Annotated in this window: 13 protein-coding genes; 11 read left to right on the top strand and 2 right to left on the bottom strand. The window is 61.4% G+C overall.

The features are described 5' to 3' along the window. The first annotated feature begins 18 nt into the window (after positions 1–18). From HB630_RS06520 to HB630_RS06480, 9 genes are all read left to right on the top strand, one after another. Positions 19–777, top strand: a complete 759-nt coding sequence (locus tag HB630_RS06520) for an SDR family oxidoreductase (protein ID WP_213770988.1) — start codon at positions 19–21, stop codon at positions 775–777. A gap of 300 nt (positions 778–1077) precedes the next feature. Then, the gene (nifA, locus tag HB630_RS06515) at positions 1078–2823 is read left to right on the top strand and encodes a nif-specific transcriptional activator NifA (protein ID WP_213770985.1); all 1746 of its coding nucleotides are present in this window, start codon (positions 1078–1080) and stop codon (positions 2821–2823) included. Positions 2824–2980: 157 nt separating this feature from the next. Then, positions 2981–3175, top strand: a complete 195-nt coding sequence (locus HB630_RS06510) for a 4Fe-4S dicluster domain-containing protein (protein ID WP_213770982.1) — start codon at positions 2981–2983, stop codon at positions 3173–3175. A gap of 11 nt (positions 3176–3186) precedes the next feature. Then, a complete protein-coding gene (locus HB630_RS06505) occupies positions 3187–3342 on the top strand; it encodes a hypothetical protein (protein WP_213770979.1) in 156 nt (51 codons plus the stop codon). 4 nt (positions 3343–3346) lie between these two features. Next, a complete protein-coding gene (gene sufB, locus HB630_RS06500; protein WP_213770976.1) occupies positions 3347–4843 on the top strand; it encodes a Fe-S cluster assembly protein SufB in 1497 nt (498 codons plus the stop codon). Positions 4844–4880: 37 nt separating this feature from the next. After that, entirely contained in the window at positions 4881–5639 is a 759-nt protein-coding gene (gene sufC / locus HB630_RS06495; protein WP_213770973.1) for a Fe-S cluster assembly ATPase SufC, read from the top strand. A 5-nt stretch (positions 5640–5644) separates the two neighbouring features. Next, on the top strand, positions 5645–6976 hold the full coding sequence (sufD, locus tag HB630_RS06490) for a Fe-S cluster assembly protein SufD (protein ID WP_213771891.1): 1332 nt from the start codon (positions 5645–5647) through the stop codon (positions 6974–6976). Between the two features lie 4 nt (positions 6977–6980). Continuing rightward, positions 6981–8222, top strand: a complete 1242-nt coding sequence (locus HB630_RS06485) for a cysteine desulfurase (protein ID WP_213770970.1) — start codon at positions 6981–6983, stop codon at positions 8220–8222. Next, positions 8219–8569 (top strand): nitrogen fixation protein NifZ, encoded by a 351-nt coding sequence (locus tag HB630_RS06480; RefSeq protein WP_213770968.1) that lies wholly within the window; start codon positions 8219–8221, stop codon positions 8567–8569. Before HB630_RS06485 ends, HB630_RS06480 begins: the two co-directional genes overlap by 4 nt. 42 nt (positions 8570–8611) lie before the next feature. Here HB630_RS06480 and HB630_RS06475 read toward each other — a convergent pair whose 3' ends face one another. Both HB630_RS06475 and HB630_RS06470 read right to left on the bottom strand, forming a co-directional pair. Next, positions 8612–9115: a SufE family protein gene (locus HB630_RS06475; protein ID WP_249780706.1), complete on the bottom strand. Its 504-nt coding sequence runs from the start codon at positions 9113–9115 to the stop codon at positions 8612–8614. Between the two features lie 41 nt (positions 9116–9156). Then, the gene (locus HB630_RS06470; RefSeq protein WP_213770966.1) at positions 9157–9600 is read right to left on the bottom strand and encodes a response regulator; all 444 of its coding nucleotides are present in this window, start codon (positions 9598–9600) and stop codon (positions 9157–9159) included. A gap of 312 nt (positions 9601–9912) precedes the next feature. On the opposite strand from HB630_RS06470, the gene nifD reads away from it, so the two are divergent. Together nifD and nifK are read left to right on the top strand one after the other, a co-directional pair. Then, positions 9913–11415, top strand: coding sequence for a nitrogenase molybdenum-iron protein alpha chain (nifD, locus tag HB630_RS06465; RefSeq protein ID WP_213770963.1), 1503 nt, complete (start codon positions 9913–9915; stop codon positions 11413–11415). Positions 11416–11492: 77 nt separating this feature from the next. Further along, positions 11493–13052: a nitrogenase molybdenum-iron protein subunit beta gene (nifK, locus tag HB630_RS06460; protein WP_213770960.1), complete on the top strand. Its 1560-nt coding sequence runs from the start codon at positions 11493–11495 to the stop codon at positions 13050–13052. Positions 13053–13077 lie beyond the last annotated feature (25 nt).

Below are 13077 nucleotides of genomic sequence, written 5' to 3'. Positions count from 1 at the left end.
CCGTTTCCAGGCGCGTCCATGCAAATTGACCGGCCTCTCGCCGAGCAAAGGACCATGGTGCTGACCGGCGCTTCGCGCGGGATCGGCCATGCGACGGTCAAGCTGTTTTCGGATGCCGGCTGGCGGATCATCACCTGTTCGCGCCAGCCTTTCGACGGCGGGCTCTGTCCGTGGGATGCGGGCGCGAATGATCATATCGAGGTCGATCTCGGCGACCATCGCGCCATGCCGCAGGCGCTTGCCGAGATCAAGGCCCGTCTCGCCGGTGCGCCGCTCCATGCGCTTATCAACAATGCCGGGCTTTCGCCGAAGGATCCCGACGGCGGCCGTCTGACGTCGCTGACGACGCCGGTCGATATGTGGATGAATGTATTCCACGTCAATTTCCTGGCGCCGATCCTTCTGGCGCGGGGCCTGTTCGACGAGTTGAAAGAGGGAGCCGGCACCGTCGTCAATGTCACGTCGATCGTCGGTTCGCGCGTGCATCCCTTCGCCGGCACGGCCTATGCGACGTCGAAAGCAGCCCTTGCCTGTCTTACCCGGGAAATGGCGCATGACTTCGCGCCTTACGGTATCCGCGTAAATGCCATCGCGCCGGGCGAGATCAAGACCGATATCCTGTCGCCCGAGACCGAAGCGCGCCTCGCTCCCGTTATCCCGATGCGCCGGGTAGGGACGCCGGACGAGGTCGCCAAGGTGATCTTCTTCTTATGCTCGGATTCGGCAAGCTACGTGACCGGCGAGGAAATCAAGATCAACGGCGGGCAGCATGTTTAGGCAGCCCTGATGAAACGGAAGGGCGCTGTTACCAAGAATACCGCGCTGCTTTCGATTTGGTCGCGGCGATTTGATCCAGATCAATGCGGCGGTTGCGGCGGCCGCCGGGTCGGTGCGATTGCCAATAAATACGGGGTTGGACCTTATGCCCTTGGCGGACGGTAAATGTGCAATTCCAGCTCTCAAGTTCTGCACCCGTGCGGTGAACTTGGGCACGACATTTGTGTGAACATGGTGCAACATCACGATAATTCTTCAGAAAAGCCGGCGGGGAAAGTCCAGGACGATGGAGAGAGCGCCATGGCCCATGCTGATGCAGCTGTCGTCGGGAATTCGGAAACGCGACCCAAGCCGCCGCCGATTCCCCTGAGCGAGATCGCGCTGACGGGAATCTACGAGATTTCCAAAATTCTCAACGCGCCCAACCGGCTTGAGACGACGCTGTCGAACGTCCTCAACGTACTTTCGTCGTTCCTGCAAATGCGACACGGCGTTATTTCGCTGTTGGCGGACGACGACGTTCCGGACATCACGGTTGGCATCGGCTGGAACGAGGGGACCGACGAGCGCTACAAAGCTCGCCTGCCGGAAACGGCGATCGGCCAGATCGTGGCGACCGCGGTTCCGTTGGTCGCGGAAGACGTCGCCACGCATCCGCTGTTCACAACGGATGCAACCGCGCTTGGCGCGGATGGCGATGTCAGGGTCTCGTTCATTGGAGTCCCCATTCGCATTGGCGCCAAGGTCGTCGGCACCTTGACCATCGATCGCGTCTGGGACGGCCATTCGGTATTTCGGCTCGATACCGACGTTCGCTTCCTGACGATGATCGCCAACCTGATCGGCCAGACGGTGCAGCTCCACCGCGTCGTCTCGCGCGACCGCGACCGTTTGATGGCCGAGAGCTACCGTTTGCAGAAGGAATTGTCGGAACTCAAGCCTGCGCGGGAACGAAAAAAGGTTCTCATCAAGGGGATCGTCGGCGACAGCCCCGCGCTTCGATCCTTGCTCGAGAAGATCACGATCGTCGCCAAATCCAATTCCACCGTCTTGTTGCGCGGCGAATCCGGCACCGGCAAGGAGCTGATCGCCAAGGCGATCCATGAGCTGTCGCCGCGCGCCAAAGGCCCATTCGTCAAGATCAACTGCGCGGCGTTGCCGGAGTCGGTCCTGGAGTCCGAACTGTTCGGTCACGAAAAGGGGGCGTTTACCGGCGCGATCAATGCGCGCAAGGGGCGTTTCGAGCTCGCCGACAAAGGTACGCTGTTTCTTGACGAGATCGGAGAAATATCTCCCGCCTTCCAGGCCAAGCTCCTGCGCGTGCTGCAGGAACAGGAGTTCGAGCGGGTTGGTGGCAACCACACCATCAAGGTGGATGTGCGCGTTGTCACGGCGACCAACAGGAATCTGGAAGAAGCGGTGTCGCGCAAGGAATTTCGCGCCGATCTCTATTATCGTATCAGCGTCGTGCCGATGTTGATGCCGCCGCTGCGCGATCGCCGCAGCGATATCCCGCAGCTTGCCGGCGAGTTCCTCCGGCGCTTCAACGGCGAGAACGATCGGACTCTGACATTCGATGCGAGGGCGATGGAAGTATTGATGGGGTGCGGCTTTCCCGGCAACGTGCGCGAACTCGAAAACTGCGTTCAGCGGACAGCGACGTTGGCGCATGGCCCGTCGATCGTGATGGATGATTTTGCCTGCCGCCGTAACGAATGCCTGTCCGCGATGCTCTGGAAAGGTCAGTCGGAGATCGCACCGCAGCGTTTGCGGCCTGCCATTCCTCTGCCGGTTTTGCCGGCCGCGGCCGCCATCGGCGCGTCAGCTCCGCCGGCGCATCAGCCTGTCGAGGATTCGGCCCCGGTGTATGCCGGCGCTGGTGCGGCGCCCGCAAACCGCGGCGAGATACCCGATCGTGAGCGCTTCATCGAGGCGATGGAAAAATCAGGCTGGGTTCAGGCCAAAGCCGCCCGGATGCTCGGTCTGACGCCGCGCCAGATAGGCTATGCGCTGAAGAAGCACGGCATCGAGATCAAGCATCTCTGATCGCGACTGTCGTACTTGCGACAGTGTCGTGGGCGCGACAGCGGCCCATCCGCAATTTCAATAAATAATCATGAAGAATCAAAGGTGTGATTTCTGGCACGCGGCTTGAAAGGAGGGATGTCGTTCGGCATCTCACGCGCGCTTTCGGAGTCACCAGATGGCCTACAAGATCGTCGCTTCGCAATGCACGGTATGCGGTGCTTGCGAGTTCGAGTGCCCTAACGCCGCCATCCGCCTCAAGGGCGACATGTACATCATCGATCCTAAGAAATGCACCGAGTGTGTCGGGCATTTCGACACGCCGCAATGCGCCGCGGTTTGTCCGGTCGAAAACACCTGCGTGCCTGCATAAGGAGGCGGCCGGTGACCAAGAGCAGCAACAATGGAACACCAAATCGTCTCTTCGCTTGGCTGGATGGCTTGCTGGGGGCGCTGGTCGCCGGCAGGGATTTTCGGGTGCGCCAGGTGATCGCGCGTGCGGCGAACCGGGCGCGTCCAATCGACCCGCGAGCGGAGTGACGAAATGGCAGCCGTGCAGGAGACCGTCGATCGGGTCCGCAGTATCGATGTCGAGCAGTACAAATACGGGTTTGTCACCGAGATTGAATCCGACAAGGCTCCGAAGGGTCTGTCGGAAGATACGGTGCGTTTCATTTCGGCGAAGAAGAGCGAACCGGCCTGGATGCTGGAATGGCGGCTGGAGGCGTATCGGCGCTGGCTGACCATGACCGAGCCCGGATGGGCGCGGGTCGAATACCCGAAGATCGATTATCAGGATCTGTATTATTACTCCGCGCCGAAGCCGAAGAAGCAGGTTTCATCGCTGGACGAGATCGATCCGGAGATCCTCAAGACCTACGAGAAGCTCGGCATTCCCTTGCGCGAGGTGGCGATGCTGGAAGGCGTCGAGCCGCGCCCGGGCGAGGCGGATACGGCCAAGCGCAAGATCGCGGTCGATGCGGTGTTCGATTCGGTTTCGGTCGCCACCACCTTCAAGGAAGAGCTGATGAAGGCCGGTGTGATCTTCATGCCGATCTCGGAGGCGATCCGCGAGCATCCCGACCTGGTGAAGAAATATCTCGGCAGCGTGGTGCCGACCTCGGACAATTTCTTCGCGACCTTGAACTCGGCGGTGTTTTCCGACGGCTCGTTCGTCTACGTGCCGCCGGGCGTGCGCTGCCCGATGGAGCTGTCGACCTATTTCCGCATCAACGAGCGCAACACCGGCCAGTTCGAGCGCACCCTGATCATCGCCGACAAGGGCGCCTATGTCAGCTATCTCGAAGGCTGCACCGCGCCGCAGCGCGACGAGAACCAGCTGCACGCCGCGGTGGTCGAGCTGGTGGCGCTGGACGATGCCGAGATCAAATATTCGACAGTGCAGAACTGGTATCCGGGCAACTCCGAAGGGGTGGGCGGGATCTATAATTTCGTCACCAAGCGCGGCGATTGCCGCGGCGCCAATTCGAAGATCTCCTGGACCCAGGTCGAGACCGGATCGGCGATCACCTGGAAATACCCGAGCTGCATCCTGCGCGGCGACAATTCCCGCGGCGAGTTCTACTCGATCGCGATCTCGAACGGCTACCAGCAGGTCGATTCCGGCACCAAGATGATCCATCTCGGCAGGAACACCACCAGCCGGATCATCTCCAAGGGCATCGCGGCGGGCAAGTCGCAGAACACCTATCGGGGCCTGGTCACCGCGCACCGCAAGGCGACCGGGGCGCGCAACTTCACCGCCTGCGACTCGCTCCTGATCGGCGACCAGTGCGGCGCGCATACCGTGCCTTACGTCGAGGCCAAGAATTCGTCGGCGCTGTTCGAGCACGAGGCGACGACGTCGAAGATCTCCGAGGACGTGCTGTTCTACTGCATCCAGCGCGGGCTCTCCCAGGAGGAGGCCGTCGGCCTGGTGGTCAACGGCTTCGTCAAGGACGTGCTGCAGCAGTTGCCGATGGAATTCGCGGTCGAGGCCCAGAAGCTGATCTCGATCTCGCTCGAAGGCAGCGTGGGGTGATGCTGTCGGCTCAAACAGGCAATGGAGGCCATTCACGATGACGGCACTGCTCGAGATCAGGAACCTTCAGGCCGAGATCGCCGGCCGGAAGATCCTCGACGGTCTGGACCTCACGGTGAATGCCGGCGAGGTCCACGCCATCATGGGCCCGAACGGCGCCGGCAAGTCGACACTGTCTTATGTGCTGGCCGGCAAGCCGGGCTATGAAGTCACCGGCGGCGAGGTCCTGTTCAAGGGCGAGGATTTGCTGGCGATGCCGCCGGACGAGCGCGCCGCCAAGGGTGTGTTCCTCGCCTTCCAGTATCCGCTGGAAATCCCCGGTGTCGCCACCATGACGTTTCTGCGCGCCGCGCTCAACGCGCAGCGCCGCAAGCGCGGCGAGGAGGAATTATCGTCCCCTGACCTGGTCAAGCGCGTTCGCGAAACCGCAAAGAATCTTGGCATTGACGCTGAAATGCTGCGCCGGCCGCTCAATGTCGGGTTTTCCGGCGGCGAGAAGAAGCGCAACGAGACCATGCAAATGGCGTTGTTGGAGCCGCTGCTGTGCGTGCTCGACGAGACCGATTCCGGGCTCGATATCGACGCGTTGAAGATCGTCGCCAATGGCGTCAACCAGTTGCGATCGAAGGAACGCGGCATGATCGTGATTACCCATTACCAGCGGCTGCTGGATTACATCGTGCCTGACATCGTTCACGTGCTCTCTGCCGGCCGTATCGTGAGGACTGGCGGCAAGGAATTGGCGCTTGAACTTGAATCCACGGGATATGCGCAATATCAAAGCGAGGCGGCATGACGGTCATGGGTGCTGCAATCCGGCCAGCCAGGACCATTGCCGAACTCGGTCTGGCCGATATCTATGCCACGTCACGGCAGAGCCTGCCCGGCGGGACCGATATCGCTGCGGTACGCGCCGCCGCGTTCAATCATTTCGCCCTGGCCGGGCTGCCGCACTCCCGCGTTGAGGCCTGGAAATATACCGATCTGCGGCGGCTGATGCGGGACGCCAAGCCGCTCGCTGCGCCACCCGACATCAAGGCCAAGGCGCGCGTGCATGATGCGGGCGCTCTGTTCGCTACGCTCGGATTCAGACGACTGGTCATCGTCAACGGCGCGTTCGCGGCCGATCTGTCCGACCTTGCCGGGCTCGAAACCGGCCTTACCATCCGCTCGATGGCCGAGGCGCTGGCGCTGGATGAGCCGCTGCTCTCGCAGGGGCTTGGTCCGATGGTCCCGGCCGATGAACCGGCGCTTGCGCTCAATACCGCGCTGGCCGGCGACGGCGTCGTCATCACGGTTTTGCCTGGAGCGACCATCGAGCGGCCGATCCACCTGGTTTTCGTCAATACCGGCGCCGCGGCGGCGGCCATGGTCACGCGGTCGCTGGTGGTGGTCGGCGGAGGCGCCCGCGCGACCTTCGTCGAGACCCATGAAGGGCCCGATCATCAGGACTATCAGGTCAATACCGTGCTTCAGCTCGTGGTCGGCGACGCGGCGGAAGTCGATCATTTCAAGATCACCCGCGAGGGGGGCGCCGCCGTCCATGTCGCGACGTTGCTCGCCAATATCGGGGCGCGGGCGAAGTTCAATGAACTGGGGTTCACCGCCGGTGGCGCGGTCGTCCGCAACCAATTATTCGTGCTGATCGCGGGGAAAGGGACCGAGGCGAATCTGCGCGGTCTGAGCCTGCTGGCCGGTCGCCAACACGCCGATACCACGCTGGCCGTCGATCACGCCGCCGCCGGCAGCCAGAGCCGTGAAACCTTCAAGGCTGTGGTCGATGATGAGGCTCGCTCCGTGTTTCAAGGCAAGATCTCGGTCCGGCCGCAGGCGCAGCAGACCGACGCAAAGATGACGACGCGCGTGCTGCTGTTGTCCGACAACGCAGAGGCCGACGGCAAGCCGGAACTCGAGATATTTGCCGACGATGTCCAGTGCGGTCACGGCGCGACCACGGGGACGCTCGACGACCAGCTCAAATTCTACCTGATGGCCCGTGGCATTCCGGAGAAAGAGGCGGAGGCGTTGCTGATCCAGGCCTTCGCCGGTGAAGTGGTCGAAACCATCGGACATGAAGGCATTCGCGACGCCTTGATGGACGCCACGCTGGGCTGGCTCGGACAACGAGGATAGCGCGATGCATCCGGCGGTAAGCAACGGTAGTTACGATGTCAACCGCGTCCGCGAGGACTTCCCGATCCTTGCCATGCAGGTCCACGGCAAGCCGCTGGTCTATCTCGACAACGCCGCCTCGGCTCAGAAGCCGAAAGCGGTTCTGGATCGGCTGACCCAAGCTTACACGTCCGAATATTCAAACGTGCATCGGGGGCTGCATTATCTCGCCAATGCCGCGACCGAGGCCTATGAAGGCGCGCGCGAAAAGGTTGCCTCCTTCCTGAATGCCGGACGCAGCGACGAAATCATCTTCACGCGCGGGGCGACCGAGGCGATCAACCTCGTCGCCCAGACATTCGGGCGTGAGCGGATCGGGCCGGGCGACGAGATCGTGCTCTCCATCATGGAGCATCACGCCAATATCGTGCCCTGGCATTTTTTGCGGGAACGGCAAGGCGCGGTCATCAAATGGGCGCCGGTCGACGATGACGGCAACTTCCTGATCGATGAATTCGAGAAGCTGTTGACCGACCGTACCAGGATGGTCGCCATTACGCAGATGTCGAACGTGCTCGGGAGCGTGGTGCCGGTCAAGGAAGTGGTCCGGATCGCGCATGCAAGGGGAATTCCGGTGCTTGTCGACGGCGCACAGGCTTCCGTGCATCTTGATGTCGACGTTCGCGACATCGATTGCGATTTCTATGTCGTCACCGGTCACAAATTATACGGACCGACCGGCATCGGCGCGCTTTACGGCAAGCACGAGCACCTCGCGTCGATGCCGCCGTTCAATGGCGGCGGCGAGATGATCCGCGAGGTGAGCCGGGACAGCGTTACCTATGGCGTACCGCCGCACCGGTTCGAGGCCGGAACGCCGGCAATTGTGCAAGCCGTCGGGCTTGGCGCCGCGATCGATTACATCAATTCCATCGGCAGGAGCCGGATCAGGGCGCATGAGGAGTCGCTGCTTGCCTATGCCCAGGAGAAGCTCCGCGAGATCAATTCGCTGCGCATTATCGGCACAGCGGCCGGGAAGGGCGCCATCGTCTCCTTCGAAATGAAAAGCGCCCATGCCCACGATTTCGCGACCGTCATCGATCGCGCCGGCATCGCGGTACGCGCCGGAACCCATTGCGCGATGCCGCTGTTGGAGCGTTTCGGCGTAACCGCCACCTGCCGGGCGTCGTTCGCTCTTTACAATACGCGCGATGAGGTCGACGCCCTGGCTCGCGCCCTCACCAGGGCACAGGAGTTCTTCGCATGAGCCACCCAATTCCGGCCCCAGATTCGGCCGCAACTCCGGCCCCGAGACCGGCAACCATCGCCCGCGTCGTCCATGACGTCCGCCGGCGCCAGATCGGGCGCGGACGAGGCGTGGCCGGCAAGCGCGAATTCAAATCCGGCGACGCCGTGTACGCGCTGACGCAGATCGAGAATGACGGGATCTGTCCCCGCAAGGATTTCGGCGAGACGCTAGTCTATCGGGGCGATGCCGGCATCATCCGCGAAAGGTGGAGTTTCCTCGGAGAAATCTATTACACGGTTGAATTCGTCGCGCGCGCGGCCATCGTCATCATGCGCGGCCGTGAGATGGCCAGAGCCACCCGTTGAGGCATATCGATTGGGCGGGGCCGTGCCGGTCGCCTTCGACCGTCAGAGGCTGGTTGTAAGCGGAACGGTCGTGAGCGGAATGGCTGCAAGCGCCTGCCGGGCGTCGGCGTGGATGCGGGTGACCATGGAGCGGAAGCCGTTCGAACGCTGCGGCGTCAGATGTTCGCGCAGGCCGAGGCGTTCGAACAATGCGATCGGGTCGGTTTCCAGGATCGCGCTCGCTTGCCTGCCGGAGATGACCGCGAGCAGGATGGCAACGAGTCCCCGGACGATGTGAGCGTCGCTGTCGCCGGAAAAGCTTAAAACGGGATGACCGTTATCGAACCGGACCGTGGTGGCGAGCCAGACCTGGCTGGCGCAGCCCTGAACCTTGTTCGCCTCGGTACGATCCGCTTCAGACAGCAGCCTCATGCCGCGGCCGAGTTCGATGACATAGTGGTAACGGTCGTCCCATTCGTCCAGCAGCGCGAAGCTCTCGATGATCTCGTCGATCGCCGGAACAGGTGTTGAGGTTGAGCGGTCCATGGCTGTCACCGTCCCGGTCATTGCTGTCACCTTTGCATGGATCGTGTCGGCATGTCCTTCGCTCACCACGCCGCCGACAGGGGCAGGAGCGCGATCAGCGTCGGAGAAATCGCGTGATCTTCGAGCAGGGCGTCGACCTTGCCGCGGACGCCGTCGAATGTGATCGGCCTGCCGAGCACATCGTGAGCTCCCCATTTCAGGCTGGAGCGGGCGAGTTGGTCGTTGACCGAGTTCGCCACGATCAGGATCTTCGTGCCGGGCCAATGTCGCGCGATCTCGATCAGGATGCGTTCGCCGCCGTTCTCCAGCAAGCCGATCCCGAGCAGGACAATGTCCGGCGCCAGGTCCGCAGGGTCGGCGAACGCCGGGTCGAGGCTGGCGAATCCGCGGGTCTCGCCGTGGCTATCGAGGATGAACTGCAGCGCCGAGCGCACGACCTCGTCGCCCTCGACCACGTAAATGCGGCTGGTGTCCGTCGAATGGGTTGGTTCGAAACGCGTGTACATGGTGCCCTCGCTGACCTGACCAGGTCCACCAAGCAAACGCCGTACCGCGAGCAATGACGGCGATCGCGCGCATTTTGGCTCGCCTGAGAGCTGATTTTGCGCGCCTGCCGGCTATGCGTTGTTTTGTTTGAGACATCGCAGGTTCCTACGTCGGGTGACGTGCAGCGATGTCGGGTTTGTAACAAGCGCTCCGGCCGGGGTTCGATTCCCTTATGTATTTAGAATCAATGAAATTTTCGTCGCCGTCCGGCGCTGGCACAGTCGTTGCAAACCTTAGCTGCGCAAGGCGATCGATCAAGCGAGGAAAACCAAATGAGCTTAACGAAGACGCAGAGCGTTGCCGAAATCAAGGCTCGCAACAAGGAGTTGATCGCGGAAGTATTGGCGGTCTATCCGGAAAAGACCGCAAAGCGCCGCGCCAAGCATTTGAATGTGCATGAGGCGGGCAAGTCGGATTGCGGCGTGAAGTCGAACATCAAGTCGGTCCCCGGTGTGATGACGATCCGCGGCTGTGCCTATGCCGGGTCGAAAGGCGTGGTGTGGGGTCCGATCAAGGACATGATTCATATCAGCCATGGTCCGGTGGGATGCGGCCAGTATTCCTGGGCGGCGCGGCGCAACTATTATATCGGCACGACCGGCATCGATACTTTCGTGACCATGCAATTCACGTCCGATTTCCAGGAAAAGGACATCGTCTTTGGCGGCGACAAGAAGCTGGCCAAGATCATGGACGAAATCCAGGAACTGTTCCCGCTCAACAACGGCATCACGGTCCAGTCGGAATGCCCGATCGGCCTGATCGGCGACGACATCGAGGCGGTTTCCAAGTCCAAGTCCAAGGAATATGACGGCAAGACCATCGTTCCCGTGCGCTGCGAAGGTTTCCGCGGCGTTTCGCAGTCGCTCGGCCACCATATCGCCAACGACGCGATCCGGGATTGGATATTCGACAAGATCGCACCGGACGCGCCGGCCAAGTTCGAACCGACGCCCTATGACGTGGCCATCATCGGCGACTACAATATCGGCGGCGATGCCTGGTCGTCCCGTATCCTGCTCGAGGAAATGGGCCTGCGCGTGATCGCGCAATGGTCCGGCGACGGCTCTCTGGCCGAGCTCGAAGCGACGCCCAAGGCCAAGCTCAACGTGCTGCATTGCTATCGCTCGATGAACTACATCTCGCGGCATATGGAAGAGAAGTACGGTATTCCGTGGTGCGAGTACAATTTCTTCGGGCCGAGCAAGATCGCCGAATCGCTGCGCAAGATCGCCAGCTATTTCGACGACAAGATCAAGGAAGGCGCCGAGCGCGTTATCGCCAAGTATCAGCCGTTGATGGATGCGGTGATCGCAAGATATCGGCCGCGCCTTGAAGGCAAGACCGTGATGCTGTTCGTCGGCGGACTTCGGCCGCGTCACGTCATCGGCGCCTATGAAGACCTTGGCATGGAGGTGGTCGGTACCGGCTACGAGTTTGGCCATAACGACGACTATCAACGGACCGCCCAGCATTACGTCAAGGACGGCACGCTGATCTATGACGACGTGACCGGATACGAGTTCGAGAAATTCGTCGAGAAGATTCAGCCGGATCTGGTCGGCTCCGGCATCAAGGAGAAATACGTGTTCCAGAAGATGGGTGTGCCGTTCCGGCAGATGCACTCCTGGGACTATTCCGGTCCGTATCACGGCTATGACGGTTTCGCGATCTTTGCGCGCGACATGGATATGGCGATCAACTCGCCGATCTGGAAGAAAACCTTGCCGCCCTGGAAGGCCGTGCCGAAGCCGGCGCTGATGGCGGCGGAGTAATCGGCGCACGCCGGCGCTTTCCGATCGGAGAGCGCCGGCGAGCCGGGACCGATACACATATTTGAAAGGTGCCAACGATGACGCAGAATGCAGACCACGTGCTCGATCATTTCGAGCTGTTCCGCGGTCCGGAATACCAGCAGATGCTGGCGAACAAGAAGAAGATGTTCGAGAATCCCCGCGACCCGGCCGAGGTCGAGCGCATTCGCGAATGGGCCAAGACCCCCGAATATCGCGAGAAGAATTTCGCGCGCGAGGCGCTGACGGTCAATCCCGCCAAAGCCTGTCAGCCGCTTGGCGCAGTGTTCGCCGCGGTGGGCTTCGAAGCGACCTTGCCCTTCGTTCACGGATCCCAGGGCTGCGTGGCCTATTATCGCAGCCATCTTTCGCGGCATTTCAAGGAGCCGAGCTCCTGCGTTTCGTCGTCGATGACAGAAGATGCCGCGGTATTCGGCGGCCTCAACAACATGATCGATGGCCTGGCCAATACCTACAGCATGTACAAGCCGAAGATGATCGCGGTCTCCACCACCTGCATGGCGGAGGTGATCGGCGATGACCTTAACGCCTTTATCAAGACGTCAAAGGAGAAGGGATCGGTGCCAGCAGAATTCGATGTTCCATTCGCTCATACGCCTGCCTTCGTGGGCAGCCATGTCACCGGATACGATAATGCGCTGAAGGGCATTCTCGAACATTTCTGGGACGGCAAGGCGGGCACGGCGCCGAAGCTCGAGCGCCAGCCGAACGATAAGGTCAATGTCATCGGCGGCTTCGACGGCTACACCGTCGGCAATACCCGCGAAATCCGGCGCATTCTCAACCTGATGGGAATCGAGCACACCATTCTCGCCGACAACAGCGAGGTGTTCGATACGCCGACCGACGGCGAGTTCCGTATGTATGACGGCGGCACCACGCTCGAAGACGCGGCGAATGCGATCCACGCCAAGGCGACGGTTTCGATGCAGCAATATTGCACGGAAAAGACGCTGCCGTTCATTGCCGCGCATGGCCAGGAAGTCGTGGGGTTGAATCATCCGGTCGGCGTGTCCGGGACCGACGAATTCATCATGGCGCTGTCGCGGATCACCGGCAAGGAAATCCCGGAGGAACTGTCGCGCGAACGCGGCCGTCTGGTCGACGCCATGGCGGATTCCAGCGCGCATATTCACGGCAAGAAATTTGCGATCTACGGCGATCCGGACCTGTGTCTGGGGCTCGCAGGCTTCCTGCTCGAACTCGGCGCCGAGCCGACGCACGTGCTGGCGACCAATGGCACCAAGCAATGGGCGGAAAAGGTCCAGGCGTTGTTCGACAGCTCGCCGTTCGGTCAGAACTGCCATGTCTATCCCGGCAAGGATCTCTGGCACATGCGCTCCCTGCTGTTCACCGAGCCGGTCGATTTCCTGATCGGAAACACCTACGGAAAATATCTGGAGCGCGACACCGGTACGCCGCTGATCCGCATCGGATTCCCGATCTTCGACCGTCACCACCATCACCGCTACCCGGTCTGGGGCTATCAGGGCGGCATGAACGTGCTGGTGTGGATCCTCGACAAGATCTTCGACGAGATCGACAAGAACACCAACGTTCCGGCGAAGACGGACTACAGCTTCGACATCATTCGCTGAGGAATTCCACCTCGCCGCCGTTCCG

The sequence above is a fragment of the Bradyrhizobium sp. dw_78 genome, from assembly GCF_018449525.1.
Lineage (GTDB): Bacteria > Pseudomonadota > Alphaproteobacteria > Rhizobiales > Xanthobacteraceae > Bradyrhizobium.
Note: the sequence above shows the minus strand (reverse complement) of the source record. Positions and strands in the feature narration are given on the sequence as shown.